This window comes from Rhodobacteraceae bacterium Araon29 (genome assembly GCA_039640505.1).
GTDB lineage: Bacteria > Pseudomonadota > Alphaproteobacteria > Rhodobacterales > Rhodobacteraceae > CABZJG01.
Window position 1 is genome coordinate 3,006,528 of the sequence record CP046865.1, and the last position, 23,120, is coordinate 3,029,647.

Sequence of the window (23,120 nt, forward strand, 5' to 3'; positions counted from 1 at the left end):
CCACATCAAGAAAGGGCAACGGAGGTCATAAATGAGCCGGGCATCGCTTCGGGTTGAGATTATCTCATCGCTTTCAGAGATTGGCGAAAGTGACTGGGACAGCTGCGCCTGCCCCGAGGCTGTGAGCGGCCGCGCGCTTGATCCCTTTACCACCCACCGGTTTCTTAAAGCCCTGGAAGACAGTGGATCAGTCGGCCCTGGCACCGGGTGGGAGCCGTATTATTTAACCGCCTATCAAGATGACATGCTGATTGGCTGCGCGCCGATGTACCTTAAGCTGCACTCGCAGGGTGAATATATTTTTGACCACAATTGGGCCCATGCCTATGAGCAGGCCGGTGGGCGCTATTACCCTAAATTGCAGCTTGCTGTGCCCTTTACTCCGGCCACTGGGCGCCGGTTTCTTGTACGTCCAGAACACCGTACGTTGGCCACCAACACATTGATTCAAGCCATTCAGCAATTTGCCCAAACCAATAAACTGTCCTCAGCACATGTTACGTTTTGCACCGCCGAAGAAGCCGCGCAGGGCACCGAGGAAGGCCTGCTGCATCGGGTCACGCAACAATTTCACTGGTATAATAAAAACTATCCCGACTTTGAGGCTTTTTTGGGCGACCTGTCGTCCCGCAAACGTAAAAACATCCGAAAAGAGCGCGCCCGCGCGAAAGGTTTTGGCGGTGACATTCAAGTGTTTACCGGGGAACAATTGCAACCCGAGCATTGGGATGCATTTTGGCGGTTTTATCAAGATACCGGTGCCCGAAAATGGGGCCGACCCTATCTCACGCGCGATTTTTATGATTTGGCGCAAGAGCGCCTGCAAAATGATATTGCTTTGGTGATGGCCACGCGCGACGATACCTATATTGCCGGCGCACTGAACTTTATTGGGCGCGATGCCTTGTTCGGACGCTATTGGGGCGCGGTAGAAGATCACCCCTGCCTACATTTTGAAGTCTGTTATTATCAGGCGATAGACTTTGCCATAACGCAGGGGCTTGCGCGGGTCGAAGCCGGAGCGCAGGGTGAGCACAAGCTGGCACGCGGCTATCTGCCGGTGCAAACCCATTCGCTGCATTGGCTGGCCGAACCCAGCTTTCAACAGGCTGTGGAACAATATCTAGAAGCCGAGAAGCGGGCGATCTGTGAGGATATCGAAATCCTGACCAGCTACGGCCCTTTTCGAAAACCGACTGTGGAGGAAATAGAATGAATTCACCTTTATCTGACCAAGACCGTACTCAGGCGCTGGCCGAGTGTTTAAACAATGGCTGGAGCATGGATCAAGACCGAGATGCCATTAAAAAGAGCTTTCGCTTTGGTAATTTCATCGAGACATTTGGCTGGATGAGCAAAGTGGCTCTTTGGGCCGAAAAGCTAAACCATCACCCAGAGTGGTTTAATGTGTATAACCGGGTTGAGGTCACGCTGAGCACTCATGATGTCGGAGGGCTCAGCGCTCTTGATGTAAAACTGGCCGAGAAAATGGACCAGCTGGCAAAATAGGCTTAAATCGCGACCAGCAAAGCATCCGCGCCAGATGTGGTAATCGCAGCGCGCTTTTCTTCGATAAGCAGCGCGGCGACCAGGCCATCTTCGGCAAGCATTGCATAGCGCTGAGAGCGGTCATAAAACCCGATTACAGGCGCATCAAAGGTCAAGCCCATTGCCTTGGAAAACTGAGCATCCGAATCAGCAAGAAATGTAAGCTCTCCTTCATCGGCGGCTGATGATTTTTCCCAGGCACGCATGACATAAGGATCGTTGACGCACACAATTAAAATTTCTTCGACGCCCTTGGCCGCCAACGCCTCTTTATGCATCAAGATGTTTGGAATATGATTACCTGTACAGGTCGCGGAGAACGCGCCCGGCATTGCAAAAATCGCAACCTTCCGTCCTGCAAGCTTAGCGCTAAGCTCAACAGTTTCGGGGCCTTTATCGCCCATTTTTAAAAATGTTGCCTCTGGCAGTCGCTGACCCACAGATATCGTCATATTGCTTTGTCCTTTGATTGCATTTTGGTCCACACTCAATATAGGGTTGCAATGAAAATGACCACACCGCTCAAGGAGACGTAATGAAAATTGTGGTAGTTGGCGCCGGTCAGGCGGGGGCATCTTTGGTGGCAAAATTGCGCAGCAGTGGCCATCAGGGTGAGATCACCATGATCGGCAGTGAGCCCGAACTGCCCTATCAGCGCCCGCCTTTGTCAAAAAAATATCTCTTGGGCGAGATTGGCAAAGAGCGGCTCTTTTTGCGACCGCAAAACTTTTATGACGACCAAACCATTACTTTGGCATTAGGCCGTAGCGTTGATGCGGTGGATCGCACCGCCAAAACGGTGACTGCAGGTGATACCCTCTATCCCTATGATCATTTGGTGCTGACCACCGGGTCTTCGCCGCGGCGTCTGCCAAAAAGCATCGGCGGCACCTTGGCAGGTGTTTACACGATGCGCGACCTTGCCGATGCCGATGCCATGGCACCAGAATTTATGGCCGGACGGCGGGTGTTAATTGTCGGCGGTGGGTATATTGGGCTTGAGGCGGCGGCAGTGGCTGCGCGCCTAGGGCTTAACGTCACTTTGGTGGAAATGTCCGAACGGATTTTACAGCGCGTCGCCGCGCCGCAAACGTCCGATTATTTCCGGTCTCTGCACCAAAGTCACGGGGTCAACATTCAAGAAGGAACCGGACTGACCCAATTGCACAGCACAGAGGGCCGCGTTAGCGGCGCATCCCTGAGCGACGGCCGCAAGATCGCTGTTGATTTTGTCATCGTTGGCGTAGGGATTACGCCGCAGAGCGATATTGCCAAGGCCGCCGGTTTGACCGTTGAGGACGGGATCCAAGTCAACGCCCTTGGGCAAACATCGGATCCGGCGATCTGGGCTGCGGGCGATTGCGCCGTCTTTCCCTATAAAGATGGCAAGCTGCGACTGGAAAGCGTGCAAAACGCTATTGATCAGGCCGAAGCAGTCGCCAGCAATATTCTAGGTGCTGAACAGGCCTATATCCCCCAACCTTGGTTCTGGTCCGATCAATATGATGTGAAACTGCAAATTGCAGGATTGAACACAGGTTACGACAGTATTGTAACCCGCGCTGCACCAGATGAACCAAATTTGGTATCTTTTTGGTACTATCAAGGCGATAGACTGCTGGCAGTGGATGCGATGAACGATCCACGGGCCTATATGGTTGGAAAACGGCTGATTGAAAATGGAAACTCCCCCGCCCCTGCGGTGATTGCAGACCCTAAGATCAATCTTAAAAGCCTGTTAAAGCCATGAGAATCATTGCAGGAACCTTTCGAGGCAGGCGGCTGGCAACGGTGGGAAAAACCGACAATGCCGCACATTTGCGCCCCACCACTGACCGCGTCCGTGAAAATCTGTTCAATTTACTCAGCAGCGAAAGAATCAGTAATCGCCTGGCCAATGCCCGTGTTCTTGATCTTTTTTCAGGCACGGGTGCGTTGGCATTTGAGGCATTATCCCGCGGTGCAAGCAGTATTTGGATGGTTGATAACGGCGCGAAATCTGCTGCAATAGTGCAGAAAAATATCGCGCTGTTTAAAACCGACGCACAAGTGGTGTTCAAAAAACTTGATGCAACGCGGCTTTCGAAATGTCCTGTAGATGCATTTGATTTGATTTTTCTGGATCCGCCTTATGGAAAAGGGTTGGGCGAAAAAGCTTTGAAAATAGCCCTTGAGCGCGGCTGGATTGCCCCCGAAGCCTACATAGTATGGGAAGAATCCTGTCCGATGACGGCCCCCACCGGATTTATCCTGTTTGATCAACGCAAATATGGCAATACGCATGTAACAATACTGCAGCGGGCGGTGTTATGAAAATGGTGGCTCAATCAATTCGCGAATGATATCAGGCACATCACTTAACGGCCGGCGCATACCGGCTTGACGCGCCATGGGCAAAATATCGTCTGAACGCTGCGGCAATAATTCAAATGCACAGCGAGATGCGCGCCGCCGCCCAACATATTCATTGCGCGACACGATTGAAAATCCGGTGAGGATACTATCGCTAAAATAGGCTCTCCCAAGATAGGTCATACTAATGTACCAAGACGGGTGTGGGCTGATCCCAAGCAAAGTAAATCCGTCTGCCGTGCTTAGGACTGCGCCGCGATGTTCCCGTGGATTGAAATTGTCCTTTCCAACCAAACGTCGTGCATTTGTTGGACGATCAAACGATTTGAACACCCTGCTGCCATTAACAGTTTTCACCAAAACAAGATTGCTAACAGCGGTTCTCGTATCCATGAAAGAATTACGCCACAGACAATGAATACCATCAGGGATTTCATACTGCGCCACACCCAAAGAAATACTGCGTTCAAAGTAATTCACCGCATTATGCAGGTAGCTGCCTTCAATCCCAATATTACGGGCGTTTTTTCCATTACGAACCATTTCTATTTGGTCGTCGGTCAGCTTTTCCAGAATGATCCGGGAATCTACCTGAAAATAGTCACATATTTTTTCCAGAACATTAGGCTTTGGAAAAGAATGGCCACTCATATACCGATTGAACTGTACGCGGTTAATATCCAAATCACGACAAACGGCCGCTATAGACGGCCGACTGGTACATAATTTTCGCAAATTCTGACCAAACACACCCAAAACACTCAATGTAAACTCCTGATCCAATGATTGCCCTAAAGGCCAAAACCTTAATATTTATGAATTTTTTTCAAGAATCCAAACAAACTATAACAAAAGTGATTATCTCACTTATCTTCAGGTTGTGATATAACTTAATTGTTAATGCTGTCTCATTTATTTAAAATTCAATATTTTTAAGTGCTTGAGGGTATGTACATTTTGGTTATCTCTTATTGACCGAAAAGAATAGCACAGCCTATAAAATTACCAAAGGTTGTAATTTTCTACAACGGTAATTTTTCAGCACATAATTTTTTAGTGACAAACAGACACGTAATGGATAAGTCATGCCACAAATTTTACACCCTTAAGGGTATTTTTTTAATACCAAAGAACTACCAAATGTTGTACATTGGTCAATATCAAACTCAGAGATTCGGAACAGCAGGCTTTAAAAAATAGACGATACCGAAATGAGGAGCACAAGATGCCCAACTGGAATGATCTAAAATGCTTAATGCATCTGGCAAGAAGCCAAACGATGACAAATGCAGCTTTTGCACTAAAGGCCAATGTCTCAACTGTGTCACGGCGGCTAGAGCGGCTTAACAGCTCTCTCGCCGAACCGGCGTTGGTCAAATTTGGCAATGGCTGGAAACTTACACCATATGGCGATAAGCTCGCCGAAGCCGCCGCGCATTTTCAAGTTTCCCTCAATCGAATAGAAACCGAAGAAATAAATGGTGACAATGCAAAACAAGTGTCTCGCAAAATAACATTGTCAGCGCCTCATGTGCTCGTTTCCGCCTATCTAAGCGGTTTTTTTGCCGGCTTTGCAGATCTGCACCCCGGTATTGAGCTTAACATCGTTGCGGAAAACAAACATGAACGTACAGCTGACGGCACGGTTGATCTTGCCTTGCATTTAGAACGGCCGAGCAAGGGGCGCTTGATGTGCCGAAAGGTTGGCGTCCTCCAAACTGGAATTTTCGCCAAAAAATCCACCCATCCGACAAAGTGGATTGGGCTTGATCACAGCATGGATAATTGGCCTGAAATGGAACGAGCGAAGCAAATTTTTAAGTCCGAGCCAGAACTTCGAATCAACACACTTGAATGCATCAAAAGCGCTGTCGAGAAAACTGGTTGGGCTGGGCTGGGTATTGATGCGCTCTATCCAGAGCATCAGGGCTGGAAAACAATAGAAGCCGATGCTTTTGCTGGTGAGAACAAAACTCTGGATGGTTTGAAGTCGAGTTATGCCCGCGAAGTTTGGTTGGTATATCATGAAACTCGGCGCCACGACGCGGCATTGCGTTATGTATGCGACTGGATCATTCAGGTCTTTCAAAAAAGCCAATTCAAAAAAGACAACATTGGCTCACATGAATCAGAGTGCCGCATTTAAAAGGTGGTAATATAGGCCTATATTGAACTCCTTCCGAACCCACAGGTTTTGGCGAAGCATTTTTGATTTTATTTTTTTGAAAAGGTCGGATGAAAGCGATCCGTCGGTGACAGGGTAAAAATATCAGCCCCCGTCGCCGTCACGCCAACAGAATGCTCAAACTGCGCCGAAAGTGATTTATCACGGGTCACCGCAGTCCAGTCATCCGAAAGAACCTTGGTTTCGGGGCGCCCAAGATTAACCATGGGTTCAATGGTGAAAAACATTCCCTCTTCCAACACCGCGCCGGTACCCGGGCGGCCAAAGTGAAGCACATTTGGCGGTGAATGAAACACCCGGCCCAGCCCATGGCCACAAAAATCGCGCACCACTGACATTCTTTGGGATTCTACATAGCTTTGAATTGCATAGCCAATGTCTCCAAAGGTATTGCCAGGCTTAACAGCCTCGATCCCTTTAAACAGCGAGTCGTGCGTTACTTGGATAAGGCGCTCTGCCTTGCGCGATAGCTGGCCAGCGACATACATTCGCGATGTATCCCCAAACCAACCGTCGACAACCACCGTCACATCAATATTTAGGATATCGCCGTCTTTAAGTTTTTTATCGCTGGGAATGCCGTGGCAAACCACATGGTTTACGCTTATGCAACTGGCATGTTGATAGCCGCGGTACCCAATGGTAGCAGAGGTTGCGCCCGCCGCATTCACTTTTGCTTCGATGGCCTCATTCAGGGCACCAGTAGTTTGACCAGGCACAACCAGATCGCATATTTCATCCAAAATCTGCGCAGCCAAGGCGCCGGCTTTATGCATACCGGCAAAATCTGCTGGGCTGAAAAGACTGATACCATCGCGTGTTTTGCGCTGGGGGTCACCTTTGGTCAAATACACTCTCCTTGAAGCATTTTACCGCTCTCTAGCGCCGAAACGCATGAATTGCCAGTCACCGTTAGCCCATAATTGCTAATTCAGCCCCAAGGTCAATGTGTTCTGGGGAAATTTGGGCGGCAAAACACCGCAGCTCAACCCCCACAGCACGGGCTTTTTGATAGGCTGCGGCATAGGCCGGATCAATATCTTGGGCCACATCGAAATGGGTGCAATCGGTGCGCTGTACGAGATAAAGCATGACCGCGCGGTGTCCGGCTTCAACCATGGCTTGCAACTCGTTCAAATGTTTGGTGCCACGTGCCGTGACACTGTCTGGAAACTCGGCAAGGCCAGCTTGGCGTTGCAAAGTCACGCTTTTGACCTCAACATAGATATCTGGCTGGCCGCCTGAGCTGAGCAAAAAATCAATCCTGCTCTTGGCCCCATAGCGCACCTCGGGCCGGCAGGTATCAAAAGCGTCCAAACCCGCAACGTGGCGCGTGATGAGGGCTTCTTTAATCACCTTATTGGCAAGGCTGGTATCAACACCGGTAAAATGGCCACTCTCGTGCTCAATCAACCGCCAGCCAAATTTTAACTTTTTCTTGGGCTCATCATTTGGCTCAACCCAGATTTTTGTACCTTCATCCGCCAGACCCATCATGGATCCTGGATTGGCACAATGGGCGGTGACGGTTTGTCCGTCTTGCAGTTCGATATCAGCAAGGAACCGTTTATAACGGCGGATCAAACGGGCGGGAACAAGAGGGGTTTGAAACTGCATATTATGGCCCTATACCCTCAAAAAGGAAAAGAAAAGGAAGTAAAATGTCAAATCCAACTGCCGCGATGCTGGTCATAGGTGATGAGATTCTATCGGGCCGCACACGAGATGCAAACATGCATTATCTGGCCGGCGAACTGACCAAGGCAGGCATTGATCTCAAAGAGGTGCGGATCGTCTCTGATACAGCGGCGGATATTATCGCTGCCACGCGCAGTTTGGCGAAGCGGTATGATCATCTCTTCACCTCAGGTGGGATCGGGCCGACACATGATGATATCACCGCAGATTGCATTGCAGAGGCTTTTGACGCGGCAATTGATGTACGGGCCGATGCCAAGGCCTTGCTCACCACTCATTACCAACGCCAAGGCCTAGAGCTTAATGCCGCGCGGCTGCGCATGGCGCGTATTCCCGACGGCGCCAAGCTTATTGATAACCCGGTTTCGGTGGCGCCCGGATTTAGTCTGGGAAATACCCATGTGATGGCCGGGGTACCAGCGGTTTTTAAAGCCATGGTGGCAAGCGTGCTACCGCAATTGACAGGGGGCGCACCACTGCAAAGTGACACGCTTCGCCTAGAGCGCGGTGAAGGGGATGTCGCCCAACCGCTGGGCGCGGTGGCAAAGCTTTATCCAGAGCTGTCGATCGGCTCTTATCCGTTTCAAAAAGATGGCATTTATGGCACCAATATTGTATTGCGCGGAACAGACCCGAACCAGCTTGAGGCGGCGAAGAAAAAATTGCAACAGATGCTCATCGAATGATCTGTGACCATGCGCCCCCTTGGGTAGTGGTTGATGCCACTTGGCCCCCGGCAGCCAAGCACGTGCTGGGCCCATGGACCATTAGACAGGGCTTGGGCGGCGGCAAACGGGTCTCTGCGGCCTCAGCAGAGCAAAGCGTGGGCAGTGATGAGATTGACGCCGCCCAGGCGGCCATGAGGGACTTGGACCAACCTGCCCTCTTTGCAATCCGGGATAGGGCGCAAACCTCCCAACAAAGTTTGGATGACCAACTTACCGCGCGCGGTTACGAATGCGTTGATCCAACTAATTTTTATTCTGCTCCGGTAGCGGTTATTGCCACAGAGAGGCCCCCAAGGGTCAGTATGTTTTCGGTTTGGGAGCCTTTGGAAATCCAGCGTGAAATATGGGCGAGCGGTGGCATCGGGCCAGCCCGCCAGATAATTATGCAGCGGGCGCAGGGCCCTAAAACCAGCCTTTTGATGCGCTGGGACGATCATCCGGCAGGCACCGGATTTGTGGCGATTTTCGGCTCTGTGGCGATGGTGCATGCCCTTGAGATTTTGCCCCATCAGCGCCGCAAAGGCGTGGCACGTTGGGCCATGCGCCAGGCTGCGTTTTGGGCGCAAAGCCAAGGAGCCACGACGATCACAGTGCTCTGCACTCAAGAAAATACCGCCGCGAACCAGCTTTACTGTTCACTCGGGATGCAACTTGTGGGACAGTACCATTATCGCATGAAAAAGGAGCTGTCATGAACCCCAAGCAATCCGCCACTGCCCTCGACCTACCGCCTGTCGACCCGTTGCCTGAGGCAACGCAAAAGTATTTTGACGTTTGTCAGGACAAACTGGGTATGGTGCCGAATGTGCTGACAGCGCATGCGTTTGATATTGAAAAGCTCAATGCTTTTACCGGGCTTTATAACAACCTGATGCTGGCCGACAGCGGGCTAAGCAAACTTGAACGCGAAATGATTGCAGTCACCGTTTCATCCGTTAATAAATGCTTTTATTGTCTGACCGCCCATGGTGCAGCGGTGCGTGAGCTTTCAGGCGATCCAATCCTTGGCGAAATGATTGTGATGAATTACCGCTCAGCACCGCTGAATGACCGGCAGCGCGCAATGCTTGCGTTTACTGAAAAGGTGACCAAAAACAGCGCCGAGATCGAAGAAGCCGATCGCCAGCACCTACGCGACGTGGGTTTTAATGATCGCGATATCTGGGACATTGCCAATGTGGCGGCATTTTTTAATATGACCAACCGGGTGGCCAGTGCCACCGACATGCGGCCCAATGACGACTATCACGCGCTACATCGTTAAGATATCCCTCTGCATTGTCTTCACCTTTTGGTGCATGGCAGCTGCGGCGCAGGTTACTTTGACCGTGCCAAACGGAGCCAAACAGCAAATTGTCGAGCACAGCAAAGTGGCAAAATACGAAATGCCCATTGGCTCTTGGGCGGATGGGGCGGTTCCAACAAAGCGAATAACTGGCCCCCTCTGGCAACGGGCATGGCAGTTACAAAGCCCTTCGATCACTATAGATCAATTCGCCGCGCCTATTTTGAGCCAAATGAAAGAGGCCGGATATGACGTTGTTTTCGATTGTCACGACGTGCAGTGCGGCGGGTTTGATTTTCGCTATTCGATCAAAGTATTCCTTGCACCGCAGATGTTCGTCAATCTGCGCAATTTTCGTTTTATTGCCTTTGAAAAAGCCAATAGCGTTAAAACCCTGCTGGCAAGCAAAGCTGGCAGCACATTGAGTTTTCAACTGATCGAAGTGAACCCAGAGGCTTCAGCGACCGCCGAGATATCTCAAAGGCTTCCCAAGTTGGCCCGCCAGACATTTTACACCGACATGCAAACCGAACTGCTTCAAAACGGTTATGCCGTGCTTTCCGACTTGGATTATGAACCCGGATCATCAAAACTTGGAGCGGGGCCATTTCGCTCTTTGCAGGAACTGGCCGATTTTATGGAAAACCAGCCAGAAGCTGAGATTATTTTGGTTGGCCATACTGACAACACGGGTGCCAGTGATGCCAATATTGCCCTCTCTAAGCGCCGCGCGGCCTCGGTCGTTGAGCGGTTGGTCACTAAATACGGTATTGCGGCCAAACAGCTTACCGCCGATGGTGTTGGCTTTCTTGCTCCTTTGACAGCAAACACTGCAGATAGTGGCCGCGAACGAAACCGCCGTGTCGAAGCGGTGATAAAACGCTTGCAGTGATTTACAAAAGATCAAAGCTTTGGGCGTCTAACTTTTCGGCGAGAAATTCGATCAAAGCGCGCAGTTTGGGCTGAAGATACCGCTCTGGTGAATACGTGATGTAAATGCCTTGTCGATTTTTCGGCAGTTCCGGCATAACATCCACAACCCGGCCGTCTTTGAGCGCGTCCGCATATAGATAACTCGGCAAATAGGCGATGCCCAAACCCGAAATTGCCGCGTTTAGCAGCGACTGGCTATCATTTACGTTCAAAGCACCAGAGGTTCTGATATGCCGCGTTTCCCCGCTGGTTGCTGGAATATGCCACACAGATGTCACTGCGCTCGACGCATGATGCAAGAGCCTGTGAGCCGTTAGATCATCAATCCGTTGGGGCCGGCCATAATCGGCCAAATATTGCGGACTAGCAACCATACGCAGCGTGGTTTCGCCAAGCTTACGAACAGACATCATATTATCTTGCATTGCGCCAATGCGAATGGCTGCATCATACTCTCCATTACCTAATTCAATAGGCTCGGCATTCACCTCAATCGTCATCGAAATATCACGGTAGCTTAGCAAAAAGCAGTTCAGGATTGGCGCTAGCGGGCTGCCAGTAAAATCTGCGTCAACATTGATCCGCAAGTCACCAACAGGTATCGCGCGCAAGGCTGAAGCCATCGCATCCGCATCCCCAGCATCACTTAGAACCCGCCGCGCGCGATCATAATAGATCAATCCGATTTCTGTCGGATTAACGCGCCGGGTGGTGCGGTTCAAAAGCCGCGTGCCCAGCCGGGTTTCCAAACTGGATACATGCTTTGAAACCGCCGATTTTGATACCCCCATTTTTCTGGCCGCATCGGTAAACCCGCCTTGGTCTACCACGGTTGCAAATGCCTCCATCTCGGTTAAACGATCCATTACCTATCCTATTCATCAACAAAATTACCCTCTCTACATCGGATAGAATTCTGTCAGGACTGCGGCAGATCGTGGACATTGCCGGGGTTTTTAGCGGACTGTTTCTAGGCACTTAAAGCGATAAGGCAAGCCGGACACCTTGATCAATCGCCCTTTTGGCATCAAGCTCAGCGGCCAGATCAGCGCCGCCAATGATATGCGGCTGGCGTCCCTGTGCGATCAGATCATCTGCCAGCCCACGCTCAGAAAGCTGGCCAGCACAAAGAACAATGCTATCCGCTTTGATCACCTCGGGTGCGTCCCGGGCTTCGCCGCGCGACACCATGATACCTTCATCAGTGATGCGTTCATAATTCACCCCGCCAACCATTTTCACGCCTTTCATGTTGAGCGCGGCGCGATGGATCCAGCCGGTGGTTTTACCGAGTCGCTTGCCTGGCTTTTCCGATTTTCGTTGTAATAGCGTCACTTCACGGGCTGCAGGCTGCGGCTGTGCACCCTCGGCGGCCAATCCGCCGGCGGTCTGTTCAGGATCGCCAACGCCCCACTCTCGCAGCCATTCAGGAAGGTTTTCGGTAGCGCTGTGACCTGTTTCATGCACCAGATATTCCGATACATCAAAGCCAATACCACCAGCGCCAATCACGGCAACTTTTTTACCCAGTTTCGCGCGCCCGCTCAGCACATCAAGATAGCCGTAAACATGCGCGCTGTCCTGACCGGGAATTTGCGGATCACGCGGCATAACACCGGTGGCCACGATGATTTCATCAAAGGCAGCAAGATCATCGGCATGCGCTGTCTGAGAAAGTCGGACCTTTATTTTCAGATCATCCACCATGGTTTTGAACCAGTCGACAAGGCCCCAAAATTCCTCTTTTCCCGGCACCTGTTTGGCCAGATTAAGCTGACCGCCAATTTCATCAGACTTTTCAAAAACCGTCACGCTATGGCCACATTGGGCCGCGGTGATTGCGGTGGCAAGACCAGCGGGGCCAGCACCAACGATTGCAACATTTTTGGGGGTTTGCGCGGGCTTTACCGTCAGCTCGGTTTCAAAGCAGGCCCGTGGATTGACCAGACAAGAGCTGATTTTGCCGCCAAATGTGTGGTCCAGACAGGCTTGATTACAGGCGATGCAAGGGGCAATTTGTGCAGCCTTTCCCGCCGCCGCCTTGGCCACAAAGTCCGCATCTGCCAAAAACGGCCGCGCCATGCTGACCATATCGGCGCAGCCGGTCGCAAGCACATCTTCAGCCACTTCAGGGGTATTGATGCGATTTGACGTAATCAGCGGAATTCCAACCTTGCCCATCAGCTTTTTGGTCACCCAGGCAAAGGCTGCGCGCGGCACCGATGTGGCAATAGTCGGAATGCGCGCTTCGTGCCAGCCAATACCGGTGTTGATAATAGTCGCGCCTGCTGCTTCAACCGCTTGGGCCAATTTGACCACCTCATCATGGGTCGAACCATTCGGGATAAGATCAATCATCGACAGCCGATAGATCACAATGAAGTCGGCACCCACCGCCTCGCGCACGCGGCGCACCACTTCAACCGGCAGCCGCATGCGGTTTTCATAGCTTCCGCCCCAGCGGTCTGTGCGCTTGTTGGTATGGGTGACCAGAAACTGGTTTAGAAAATAGCCCTCGGATCCCATCACCTCGACGCCATCATAGCCCGCCTTGCGTGCGCGCAGCGCGGTGGCTGCAATATCACTAATTTGTTTTTCGATGCCGGCCTCATCCAGCTCTTTCGGAGGAAACGGCGATATGGGGGATTTCACTGGCGAAGGCCCAACACATTCGGGGCTATAGGCATAGCGGCCCGCGTGCAGGATTTGCATGGCGATTTTCCCATCGGCTTCATGCACCCTGTCGGTCACGACCTTATGATTGGCAATGTCATCATCATTATAAAGCCCGGCGGCACTGGCAAACACGCCGCCTTCACGGTTTGGCGCAATGCCCCCAGTAACCATAAGCCCGACCCCGCCGCGCGCGCGTTCTGCGTAAAATTCGGCTACCCGGTTCCAATCTTTGGTTTCCTCTAGATTGGTGTGCATAGACCCCATCAGCACGCGGTTTTTTAAGGTGGTAAACCCAAGATCGAGCGGGGCAAGCATATGCGGATAAGACGTGGGCATGGCGGGTCCTCATTCAGATTAGCTGCCAAATCATTGCCTAATAGAGCTGCGTTGTCACCTACAACGCAGCGTCAACCCTATCCCTTAGGTATCCGCACAATGCCGCCGAAATGCCCGTTTGAGAAGATCCAGCTCTGCACTTAAAAGGTAAATTTCTGCGCGCAAATCTTGATCGACCAAATCACCGCCGATCAGCGTGAACCGCGCTAAAACCTCAGAGCTTTCATATTCGGTGATGACAAAACTATGCACCCCTGCACCCACAGCCGACGGCGGGATGGGGATATGCAAATGCAAATCATCTGTATCCTGCGTGCGGATGACTTTGGCTGCATCAACCGGCTCTCCATGCAAGGTCACATCAAAAACTGGCAAGTGATCCGAACCCGGCGCAACCCCACTGACAAGGCCGAGCCAGAGACCATTTTTAAACTCGAGTTCTTGAACCTTTAGCGTCATATTATGCGTCCTTAAAACCCAGACCGAGGGCGTCTATAAAAGGTTAAATCGCGAATTTTTATCTGATTCATTTGGGGCGTTTCAAAAATAAAATCAAGCCAGATTTCTTCAATGCGATTTTCATTCAACATCAGATAACCGAGGTCAAAACCGACAGAGGACACTTTGTCATCATTCGAAAACTCGCGGATGATTTGTTCCACATTTGGCCCATGTTTGATATTCAGCCGAGCAAGAGTTTTGAGAGGTCTTTCGCTCTCAATAATGGCTTCAAGCTCAACAACATGTCCGGTTTTAAATCCTAAAGTAGCCTTTTGGGGCAGAGTAATGGCCAACGATAGGTAGGACCCATCAAACTGAAACACCTCCAACATACAGCCAAATGGGGCAAGATCGATGTGACGCAGGTTGCGAAATTGTTTGATGGTCAAATCTGCCATCTTGCAATCATGAAAAAGTCGAACCTCTTGGCCCAGCGGGGTCTCAGAGCGCGCCGAGGCAACGCCTGTTGGTGCGATGGCGCTAGACCATAGCTCAGGTCGCCAGGCCCAATCTACATCTGCTGGTTTTTGAAATCCAGAATGTCTAAGCTTGCTCCGCAAAATTCGGCTGTCCGCCCTACGAATAAAATCATCCAACGCACCGCGCCAATCCAGCGCTGCGTTGCGTAACTGGACCAATTCTAAAGCGGCCATGTCGGGTATTTTTCGAAGATCCCGCCGCCATAATTTTGATGCTTGGGCAATGATTGCCCGCTCAAACCAATTCTGCACAAAAATTACTTTCCTAAAGAACACATCAAGGTATAGGCGAGCCAGCCTGCGGCTTCAAATTATTTTTTGTCTGCGTCACGACGGGGCGTATCAGGAGCTTGGCCGGGCCTTGGGACGCAATACAGAAAATACTGTTGGTCTGGCCTGTGGACGCTGGGCGGACTTTAAAGCTTGTTGAGCCTGCGCCGTTTGGGACGCAGATACCGCCGTCAGAGTATCACGTAAAATATCGGTGGCCATTTTATCGGTAAATGTAATACCTTTGGGCACATATAGCGTGGCAATGCTTATATACCCACCGCGTAGCCCCAGACCTTGCCAGAAATCCCGTTGCGCTGTGGCCAAAGACTGTTCTTTTTGCGGTGAAATACGCGCCAGAACCATTTTTGGGGATTTTTTTATTATCTTAAAGGCGCCGGATGGGGCCGAGGCGCGCAGCAGTTCATCAGCGCCCTTTAGACCGCTTGGGTCTGCCGGCGCAACCGTTAGGGTGATCAATCCAACCTCGTCAAAGCCCTCTACTGTTGGGCATGGGGTTGTAACCAGAAACCCCACGCCGTCCTTTTCCTTGATCAGCTTTCTGGCAATGCAATAGCCCTGCGGACTGGCAAAGGCAGCGCCTGCAGAAAATTGATGCTGAGTGGCGTATTCGGCTCGGTCAAGCCTTGGAAATTGCGGCAATTGAATGCATCCAGCCAACACAAGGGCAGGTAAAATCAGCCCCCATCGGAGACCTATCCAACGGGTGGCTGTCATAGTCTTACAAATCCATATATTCGTGCTTTTCAGCTTTGCCGCCCGGGTGTGTCACCGCGCCTTTGTAGATTTCGCCAACCTGCTGCGCATATTTCCACAGCGCCCCAGAGGCATAGATGGTTTCGCGCGGGCCAGCCCAGTCCGCTTTGCGCTGCGCCAGCTCTTCATCGCTCAGATCGACCGAGATTGAGCCCTCGATCGCATTCAGCGTGATCACATCACCGTCTTTCAGCAGGGCAATCGGGCCGCCATGCGCGGCTTCCGGACCCACATGGCCAACACAAAAGCCGCGGGTGGCGCCGGAAAAACGGCCATCAGTGATCAGCGCGACTTTTTTGCCCATCCCCTGCCCTGATAGCGCCGCAGTTGTGGCCAGCATTTCGCGCATCCCGGGCCCGCCCGACGGACCTTCGTTGCGGATGACAAACACATCGCCTTCGTCATAATCGCGGCCCTGAACTGCCTCAAAGGCGTCCTGCTCGCATTCGAAAACCCGCGCCGGTCCGGTGAAAATCTGATGCTGCGAGGCCATGCCTGCAACCTTAACAATCGCACCTTCGGGGGCCAGATTGCCTTTCAGACCAACAACACCACCAGTTTTGGTAATCGGTGCATCGATTGGGTAAATCACCTTGCCATCGGCTTCGCGGGAAATTTTATCCAGCGCTTCGCCCATGGTTTCGCCTGATGCGGTCATACAATCTTCATGCAAAAGCCCCGCCTTGCGCAGCTCTTTCATCACCACCGGCACGCCGCCCACCTCATAAAGGTCTTTGGCCACATATTGCCCGCCCGGCTTAAGATCGACAAAATACGGCGTATCGCGGAAAATTTCGCACACGTCATCAAGATAAAAATCAATGCCCGCCTCATGCGCGATGGCTGGCAAATGCAGGCCGGCATTGGTGGACCCACCTGTGCAGGCCACCACCCGCGCCGCATTTTCAAGCGATTTTAATGTCACCACATCGCGGGCCTTAATATTTTTCTCCAATAGCGCCATCACTGCGCGGCCAGAGGCTTCGGCATATTGATCGCGGCTTTCATAGGGCGCCGGCGCGCCGGATGAATTCATCAGCGCGAGCCCGATCGCCTCGGAAACGCAAGCCATAGTATTGGCGGTAAACTGGCCGCCGCAAGCACCCGCCGAGGGGCAGGCCACCGCTTCAAGCTTTTCCAGCTCACAGGTGCTTAGATTACCGGCCTGATGCTGGCCCACAGCCTCGAACACATCCTGAACCGTTACATCTTTACCGTCCAGACGGCCCGGCAGGATAGAGCCGCCATATAAAAACACAGAGGGCACATTAAGCCGCACCATGGCCATCATCATCCCGGGCAGCGATTTATCGCATCCGGCCAGACCAACCAGCGCATCATAGCAATGGCCGCGCATGGTCAACTCGACCGTATCAGCAATCGCTTCGCGGCTGGCCAGCGAGCTACGCATGCCCTCATGGCCCATGGCGATCCCGTCGGTGACGGTGATGGTGGTAAATTCACGCGGAGTGCCCAGCGCCTGCTTGACCCCCATCTTGGCCGATTGCGCCTGACGATTGAGCGCAATGTTACAGGGCGCTGCTTCGTTCCAACAGGTGGCAACGCCGACCAGTGGTTGATGAATTTCTTCTTCGGTCATGCCCATCGCGTAATAATAGGACCGATGCGGCGCGCGTGCCGGGCCTTCGGTTACATGGCGACTTGGCAATTTGGCTTTGTCGAACTTGCTCACTGGGAAACCTTTCCTGTTGGGTTTGCATGGTCATACAAAAGCCCCAGCGCCGAGACAAGCCTGATCTGACCTACTGCTGTGCCGTCGAATATAAGCGCGCGCGCAAAAATGCTGCCGGCATGGCAGTAAATAGACTTTGGCGCCAGATGTGTATTGCATTAAGTGCTATGGCGTGTAACAATTTTGTTCATTATTTATTAAAGATATTTTAAGGACTTCTGGTATGTTCGATGACCGCTTACGCACTGTAACAGCAGATTTTTCATCACACATAGACTATGGCTCTGAAATCTGGCGGATTATTCTGGGGATTATTCTGGTAAGCGTGTTTTACACGGCAGTTAACTTCGGTCTAGCCTTTTTAGGGAATTGGTTTAGTTCTGATCTCTTAAAAGAAATTTTTATCTCTGAGCAAGGCCTGGGTCACAGCCCTATGGCCCTGGCCGGTTTGTTTGTGACCTTTCTACCCGTTTGGTTCGCGCTTGCACTGGTGCTGCCGCTTGTGCACCGGCGCACGCCACTGGCACTTTTGGGGCCATCGCAACTGGTTAACTGGCAACAGTTTTTCACCGCAGCCAAAGTCGTCTTGATCCTTGCGTTCGGCTTTGAAGTCCTGTTTCAGATACCGGCTCTGCTCTTGGACCTACCGCTTTACAACGCGCATATGGCGCTTGATCTGCCGCAATGGGCGCTTTGGTTACTGCCAATGTTGCTTTTGCTCTTTGTGCAAATCGGGGCCGAAGAACTGCTGTTTCGCGGTTATCTTTTACAAATGATCCGCGCCCGTGGCGGCGGCTTTTGGCTGTCGATTGCGCTGCCATCACTGGCCTTTGGGCTGTTGCATTATAGCCCCGCCACCTATGGCCAAAACGCCTTTCTAGTGGTGGCCGCAACAACAGCTTTGGGCATTTTGCTGTGCAAGGTAACACTGCGTACCGGCAATCTGGGCGCAGCACTGGGTATTCACTTTGCCAACAACCTGACGGTGATGTTTCTGCTTGGGATAGATGGTAACATGAACGGCATGGCGCTGTTTTCAACGAAAGCTGACCTCAGCTCACCACTGATGTCCGGCAATCTTATCTTGATGATCATCCTTATGCTGGCAGTCTATCGGATCTGGGCCCGCCGCATGGATAATGCGCGCAGCTTACGCGACGTTCTTTGAAAAGGCCTTGTTAGGTGGCCCTCGTCTGGCTAGCGTGACTTAAGCGACCCTGCGAAGGAGCCAAAGATGACGCCCGGAAAGCACTATCTAAGCTCGGATGAGATACGACCCTTGGCGGCCAGATCCGATCTTTGGGGTGCTCTTTTAGTATTGCATTGCTGGGGCGTTATTGCGCTTGCACTGGCGCTATTTTCGCTTTGGCCCAATCTGCTTACTGCCGCAGTGGCCATCATGATCATTGGATCGCGGCAACTGGGCTTTGCGATTTTAATGCATGAGGCGGCGCATAATGCGCTGTTTCGCAGCCGTGCCCTCAATCAATTTGTCGGTGACTGGCTGTGCGGGCGTCCGATCCTTGCGGATTTGGCCGAATACCGCCAGTACCACTTGCAACATCACCGCCATACCCAAAGCGAGGATGATCCAGATTTGCGGCTGTCAAAGCCGTTTCCCACCACCCGCGCGTCGCTGCGCCGCAAATTGATCCGCGATATCACCGGCCAGACCGGCCTCAAGCAGCGCGCACAGCAAATCATGTTTGCCTTTAAAATGGCCGGTGATGTAGAAGACGGGCCCAGCTCGCAAGAGCTGGCGCAGGCCTTTTCCGGCAGCTCGCTAGGGCGGGCGGTGATTGCCAATATCGGGGTATTCGTGGTTTTTTGGGCTGTGGGCGCATGGTGGTGGTGGCTGTGCTTTTGGCTTTTGCCATTGCTCACATGGTATCAACTTGTGCTGCGGGTGCGCAATATTGCCGAACATGGCGCGGTTGAGTTTTCTGATAACCCGCTTAAAAACGTGCGCACCACCCATGCCGGGCCGCTGACCCGCCTGATGCTGGCGCCCTATTGGGTCAATTACCATCTTGAGCACCATCTTGTGATGCATGTGCCCTGTCGCAACTTACCAAAAATGCACCAGCTTATGCTGCAAAAAGGTCATGGGCCAAAGATGGAGCTTGGGCGCAACTATTGGCAGGTTCTGCTGCAGGCTTCAAGCAAAGCTGCCTAAACGCTGCGCATCGGTTTTCATAAAACAGTTGGCAAAAGCCGGCGGATCGCCGATTGCAATTTTGTCAAACTGGTCTTATTTGAGTCCAAAGCGCATCGCCACATGGGAACCAAGGCATGAACTGGATCACAAACTACGTCCGCCCTCGGATTAATTCGATCTTTTCGCGGCGTGAAGTACCGGAAAATCTGTGGTCTAAATGTAGCGGCTGTGGCACCATGCTGTTTCATCGCGAGCTTAGCGAAAACCTTAATGTGTGCACCCAATGCGGGCATCATATGGCGATCAGCCCACGGGAGCGGTTCATAGGACTGTTTGATGGCGGGATATTCATTGAAGTTGCGGTTCCCGAGCCGATCGCCGATCCGCTGCAATTCAAGGATCAAAAGAAATACCCCGACCGGATGAAGGCAGCGCAGAAATCAACTGAAGAAAAAGAAGCCATGCTGGTGGCAGAAGGCGACATTGGCCGCACCCCGATTGTGGCCGCTGCGCAGGATTTTTCCTTTATGGGCGGATCCATGGGCATGTATGTGGGCAATGCCATTATCGCCGCTGCTGAGCGCGCGGTGGAATTAAAGCGGCCTTTGGTGCTGTTTTCCGCAGCCGGCGGCGCACGGATGCAAGAGGGCATTTTAAGCTTGATGCAAATGCCGCGCACCACGGTGGCGGTGCAAATGCTCAAAGAAGCCGGCCTGCCCTATATCGTCGTGCTGACCCATCCGACCACCGGCGGCGTTACCGCATCCTATGCGATGCTAGGCGATGTGCATATTGCCGAACCCAATGCATTGATTTGCTTTGCCGGACCACGGGTGATTGAACAAACAATTCGCGAAAAGCTGCCCGAGGGCTTTCAACGGGCCGAATACCTTCTGGATCATGGCATGCTCGACCGCGTGACCCCGCGCGGGGATATGCGCGATGAGCTGGTCACCATCATTCGGATGCTGCTGGGTCTAAGTCCGGCGGTCAAAGGGGATTTGCCAAAGCCTGACACCCCTGCGGCGCCAGCGGCAGAACCCGCAAAGGACACAGCAAAAGACGCGGCTAAGACCGCCCCATGACCGCAGCTGGATCCGACATCATCCTTGAGCGGATGATGGCTCTGCACCCAAAGGTTATCGACCTGACATTAGACCGCGTCTGGCGGCTGCTGGCCGCTTTGGACAATCCGCAAAACACTGTGCCGCCCGTGGTGCATATTGCAGGAACAAACGGCAAGGGCAGCACTTTGGCCATGATCAGAGCGGGGTTAGAGGCAGCAGACAAGTGCGTGCATGCCTATACCTCGCCGCATCTGGCACGGTTTCACGAACGTATCCGGCTGGCGGGCAGATTGATCTCAGAGCCTGATCTGACAGCGCTGCTGGATGAATGCTATAAAGCCAACGATGGCGCGGATATTACCTATTTTGAAATCACCACCTGCGCCGCGCTACTGGGCATGGCGCGCAGTACGGCCGACTATACCCTGCTTGAGGTCGGACTTGGCGGCCGTCTGGATGCCACCAATGTGATCGCAAAGCCAGCGCTCAGCATCATTACGCCGGTGTCGATAGACCACCAACAGTTTCTGGGCGAAACCCTGCCGGAAATTGCCGGTGAAAAGGCCGGCATCATAAAACGCGGCGTGCCGCTGGTGTTGGGCCCGCAATCTGATGCCGCGCTTGAGGTGATCGAAACCAAAGCAAACGCGCTTGGCGCGCCTCTGATCGTGCATGGCCAGCACTGGCATGTCAGCACTGAATACGGCCGGATGATTTACCAAGACGAGCGTGGTCTTCTGGATTTGCCGCTGCCCAACCTGCCCGGGGCGCATCAGCTGCAAAATGCCGGCACCGCCATAGCGGCGCTGCGCCAGCTTGGTCAGCCCAATGAGATTTGCGAACAGGCCGTCAGCACGGCGCAATGGCTGGCGCGAATGCAGCGGCTGCGCGGCGGCCCGCTGGTTGAAGCCGCACCGCAGGCCGAGCTATGGCTGGATGGCGGTCACAATCCAGCGGCGAGCAAAGCAATTGCCACGCATCTGGCCACCCTGCCCAAACAGCCGACCTATTTAATCTGTGGGATGCTCAATACCAAAGATGTCGCAGGATATATGCGCCCGCTGGCCAGCGTTGCGCAGGGGCTCTATGGCGTTTCCATCCCCGGCGAGCTCAATACGCTAAAAGCTGATGAAACCGCCGCATTGGCCGCTGCCTTCACCGCCGAGCATGGCCTGCAAGCGCAGGCGGCTGAAAGCACCATCGAAGCGGTTCGCCGTATTGTCGTGCAAGAGCCAGCGGCGCGGATATTAATCTGCGGCTCGCTTTATCTGGCCGGTGCGGTACTGCGTGAACATCACTAAAACGGTGCCGAGCTGCCCATAAGCCGTATACCGTCACCCCGCCCAATCCGCCGATTGCATTTCGCGCAGGCGACTGGCGGTGCGTTCAAATTCAAACGTGCCTTCCCCTTCGACATACAGCATTTCCGGCGCAGCGGCAGCCGAACAGATCAACCGCACGCGGGCCTCGTATAAAGTGTCGATCAGGGTGACAAATCGCTTGGCTTCGTTAAAATTGCTGCGGCCCATCTGCGGTACATCCTCAATCACCAGCACCCGCAGATGTTCGGCAATGGCCAGATAATCGGCCGGCCCAAGTGGCTGACCGCATAGATCATAAAAGGCAAACCGCCCAACCCCGTTGAAATAGCGCGGGATCGGCAAGTCGCGGCCTTTGACAAACAAATGAAAGCGCGCTTCTTCGCCGCCGGTCAAATCCTGCCAGATCTGGTCAATCTGATCTGTTGCTGCGGCGCCAGAGGGCGCAAAATACACCTGCGCCCCTGCCATGCGGTTTTGCCGGTAATCTGTATCGCTTTGCATTGGATGGACCACCAGATCACGCTCGATAAACGCTATGAACGGCAAAAATAACTGCCGGTTCAGGCCGTTTTTGTAAAGATCCTTGGGCGGCCGGTTTGAGGTTGTAATTACTGCCACCCCATGTCCGAACAGCAGTTCAAACAATCGGCCGACGATCATCGCATCAGCGATGTCTTTGATCTGCATTTCATCCAATGCCAAAACCTTGAGCCCTTTTGAGATGTCTTTGGCGACCTGCGCCAAAGCATCTTTGGTGGCTGTTTTACGCGCCTCATGCAGGGCATTTTGAACCTCTTGCATAAAACTGTGGAAATGTACGCGGCGTACAACATCTGACAGGCTCTCGACAAATAAATCCATCAAAAAGGATTTTCCGCAACCCACGCCGCCCCAGATATACAGCCCCTTGGGCGCCGGGGCCGCTTTGCGAAAAAGACCGCGACGCACCGGAGCAACAACCGCCTGTTGCAACCGATCGAGCTGCAGCAGAAGCGCCTCTTGTGCCGCATCAGCAGTGATTTTTTGCTCGGCAATCAGAGCGGTGTATCTATCCGTTACGCTGCGCATAACTGCCAAATACAGCCCAACGCAGCAGAATTAAAGAGCACAGC

The 23,120-nt window shown here is 52.7% G+C and carries 24 protein-coding genes; 13 read left to right on the plus strand and 11 right to left on the minus strand.

All coding sequences use genetic code 11. The features are described 5' to 3' along the window. Positions 1 to 31: 31 nt before the first annotated feature. Together GN278_14515 and GN278_14520 are read left to right on the plus strand one after the other, a co-directional pair. Complete coding sequence (locus tag GN278_14515) at positions 32 to 1,216, plus strand: GNAT family N-acetyltransferase (GenBank protein XAT61863.1); 1,185 nt, start codon at positions 32 to 34, stop codon at positions 1,214 to 1,216. Continuing rightward, a complete protein-coding gene (locus GN278_14520; protein XAT61864.1) occupies positions 1,213 to 1,509 on the plus strand; it encodes a 4a-hydroxytetrahydrobiopterin dehydratase in 297 nt (98 codons plus the stop codon). Before GN278_14515 ends, GN278_14520 begins: the two co-directional genes overlap by 4 nt. A 2-nt stretch (positions 1,510 to 1,511) precedes the next feature. Here GN278_14520 and GN278_14525 read toward each other — a convergent pair whose 3' ends face one another. Beyond that, positions 1,512 to 2,000, minus strand: a complete 489-nt coding sequence (locus tag GN278_14525; GenBank protein ID XAT61865.1) for a redoxin family protein — start codon at positions 1,998 to 2,000, stop codon at positions 1,512 to 1,514. 83 nt (positions 2,001 to 2,083) lie between these two features. Between GN278_14525 and GN278_14530 the strand changes: the two genes are divergently transcribed. Both GN278_14530 and rsmD read left to right on the plus strand, forming a co-directional pair. Beyond that, the gene (locus tag GN278_14530) at positions 2,084 to 3,298 is read left to right on the plus strand and encodes a pyridine nucleotide-disulfide oxidoreductase (GenBank protein XAT61866.1); all 1,215 of its coding nucleotides are present in this window, start codon (positions 2,084 to 2,086) and stop codon (positions 3,296 to 3,298) included. Next, complete coding sequence (rsmD, locus tag GN278_14535; GenBank protein ID XAT61867.1) at positions 3,295 to 3,861, plus strand: 16S rRNA (guanine(966)-N(2))-methyltransferase RsmD; 567 nt, start codon at positions 3,295 to 3,297, stop codon at positions 3,859 to 3,861. The genes GN278_14530 and rsmD overlap by 4 nt, the downstream gene beginning before the upstream one ends. On the opposite strand, the gene GN278_14540 is transcribed toward rsmD, so the two are convergent. Continuing rightward, on the minus strand, positions 3,856 to 4,665 hold the full coding sequence (locus GN278_14540) for a hypothetical protein (GenBank protein XAT61868.1): 810 nt from the start codon (positions 4,663 to 4,665) through the stop codon (positions 3,856 to 3,858). The two genes, rsmD and GN278_14540, sit on opposite strands and share 6 nt — an antisense overlap. Positions 4,666 to 5,125: 460 nt before the next feature. Between GN278_14540 and GN278_14545 the strand changes: the two genes are divergently transcribed. Continuing rightward, positions 5,126 to 6,046, plus strand: a complete 921-nt coding sequence (locus GN278_14545; protein XAT61869.1) for a LysR family transcriptional regulator — start codon at positions 5,126 to 5,128, stop codon at positions 6,044 to 6,046. Between the two features lie 68 nt (positions 6,047 to 6,114). Here GN278_14545 and map read toward each other — a convergent pair whose 3' ends face one another. Together map and sfsA are read right to left on the minus strand one after the other, a co-directional pair. Next, complete coding sequence (map, locus tag GN278_14550; protein XAT62690.1) at positions 6,115 to 6,861, minus strand: type I methionyl aminopeptidase; 747 nt, start codon at positions 6,859 to 6,861, stop codon at positions 6,115 to 6,117. 136 nt (positions 6,862 to 6,997) lie between these two features. Further along, entirely contained in the window at positions 6,998 to 7,702 is a 705-nt protein-coding gene (gene sfsA / locus GN278_14555) for a DNA/RNA nuclease SfsA (protein XAT61870.1), read from the minus strand. 44 nt (positions 7,703 to 7,746) lie between these two features. On the opposite strand from sfsA, the gene GN278_14560 reads away from it, so the two are divergent. Genes GN278_14560 through GN278_14575 form a run of 4 tightly spaced genes read left to right on the plus strand, consistent with a single transcriptional unit; the run spans position 7,747 to position 10,688 of the window. Then, positions 7,747 to 8,469, plus strand: coding sequence for a competence/damage-inducible protein A (locus GN278_14560; GenBank protein ID XAT61871.1), 723 nt, complete (start codon positions 7,747 to 7,749; stop codon positions 8,467 to 8,469). Continuing rightward, positions 8,466 to 9,206 (plus strand): GNAT family N-acetyltransferase, encoded by a 741-nt coding sequence (locus GN278_14565; GenBank protein ID XAT61872.1) that lies wholly within the window; start codon positions 8,466 to 8,468, stop codon positions 9,204 to 9,206. Before GN278_14560 ends, GN278_14565 begins: the two co-directional genes overlap by 4 nt. Continuing rightward, a complete protein-coding gene (locus tag GN278_14570; GenBank protein ID XAT61873.1) occupies positions 9,203 to 9,775 on the plus strand; it encodes a peroxidase-related enzyme in 573 nt (190 codons plus the stop codon). Before GN278_14565 ends, GN278_14570 begins: the two co-directional genes overlap by 4 nt. Then, positions 9,747 to 10,688, plus strand: a complete 942-nt coding sequence (locus tag GN278_14575; protein ID XAT61874.1) for an OmpA family protein — start codon at positions 9,747 to 9,749, stop codon at positions 10,686 to 10,688. Before GN278_14570 ends, GN278_14575 begins: the two co-directional genes overlap by 29 nt. Position 10,689: 1 nt before the next feature. On the opposite strand, the gene GN278_14580 is transcribed toward GN278_14575, so the two are convergent. From GN278_14580 to ilvD, 6 genes are all read right to left on the minus strand, one after another. Beyond that, complete coding sequence (locus GN278_14580; GenBank protein ID XAT61875.1) at positions 10,690 to 11,595, minus strand: LysR family transcriptional regulator; 906 nt, start codon at positions 11,593 to 11,595, stop codon at positions 10,690 to 10,692. A gap of 112 nt (positions 11,596 to 11,707) precedes the next feature. After that, entirely contained in the window at positions 11,708 to 13,741 is a 2,034-nt protein-coding gene (locus tag GN278_14585) for an FAD-dependent oxidoreductase (protein ID XAT61876.1), read from the minus strand. Positions 13,742 to 13,825: 84 nt separating this feature from the next. Beyond that, positions 13,826 to 14,200 carry a hypothetical protein gene (locus GN278_14590; protein ID XAT61877.1) on the minus strand — a complete coding sequence of 125 codons (375 nt, stop codon included), beginning with the start codon at positions 14,198 to 14,200 and terminating at the stop codon, positions 13,826 to 13,828. An 11-nt stretch (positions 14,201 to 14,211) separates the two neighbouring features. Further along, positions 14,212 to 14,973, minus strand: a complete 762-nt coding sequence (locus GN278_14595) for a hypothetical protein (GenBank protein XAT61878.1) — start codon at positions 14,971 to 14,973, stop codon at positions 14,212 to 14,214. A gap of 90 nt (positions 14,974 to 15,063) precedes the next feature. Beyond that, on the minus strand, positions 15,064 to 15,729 hold the full coding sequence (locus GN278_14600) for a hypothetical protein (GenBank protein XAT61879.1): 666 nt from the start codon (positions 15,727 to 15,729) through the stop codon (positions 15,064 to 15,066). Between the two features lie 4 nt (positions 15,730 to 15,733). Beyond that, positions 15,734 to 17,461, minus strand: coding sequence for a dihydroxy-acid dehydratase (gene ilvD, locus GN278_14605; GenBank protein XAT61880.1), 1,728 nt, complete (start codon positions 17,459 to 17,461; stop codon positions 15,734 to 15,736). A 223-nt stretch (positions 17,462 to 17,684) separates the two neighbouring features. On the opposite strand from ilvD, the gene GN278_14610 reads away from it, so the two are divergent. From GN278_14610 to GN278_14625, 4 genes are all read left to right on the plus strand, one after another. Further along, complete coding sequence (locus GN278_14610; GenBank protein XAT61881.1) at positions 17,685 to 18,629, plus strand: CPBP family intramembrane metalloprotease; 945 nt, start codon at positions 17,685 to 17,687, stop codon at positions 18,627 to 18,629. A gap of 66 nt (positions 18,630 to 18,695) precedes the next feature. Continuing rightward, positions 18,696 to 19,637: a fatty acid desaturase gene (locus tag GN278_14615; protein XAT61882.1), complete on the plus strand. Its 942-nt coding sequence runs from the start codon at positions 18,696 to 18,698 to the stop codon at positions 19,635 to 19,637. Between the two features lie 116 nt (positions 19,638 to 19,753). Further along, on the plus strand, positions 19,754 to 20,704 hold the full coding sequence (locus tag GN278_14620; protein XAT61883.1) for an acetyl-CoA carboxylase carboxyltransferase subunit beta: 951 nt from the start codon (positions 19,754 to 19,756) through the stop codon (positions 20,702 to 20,704). Further along, on the plus strand, positions 20,701 to 21,987 hold the full coding sequence (locus GN278_14625; GenBank protein ID XAT61884.1) for a bifunctional folylpolyglutamate synthase/dihydrofolate synthase: 1,287 nt from the start codon (positions 20,701 to 20,703) through the stop codon (positions 21,985 to 21,987). Before GN278_14620 ends, GN278_14625 begins: the two co-directional genes overlap by 4 nt. 33 nt (positions 21,988 to 22,020) lie before the next feature. Here the strand turns inward: GN278_14625 and zapE are convergent, their stop codons facing one another. Beyond that, complete coding sequence (gene zapE / locus GN278_14630) at positions 22,021 to 23,076, minus strand: cell division protein ZapE (GenBank protein XAT61885.1); 1,056 nt, start codon at positions 23,074 to 23,076, stop codon at positions 22,021 to 22,023. Positions 23,077 to 23,120: the final 44 nt, after the last annotated feature.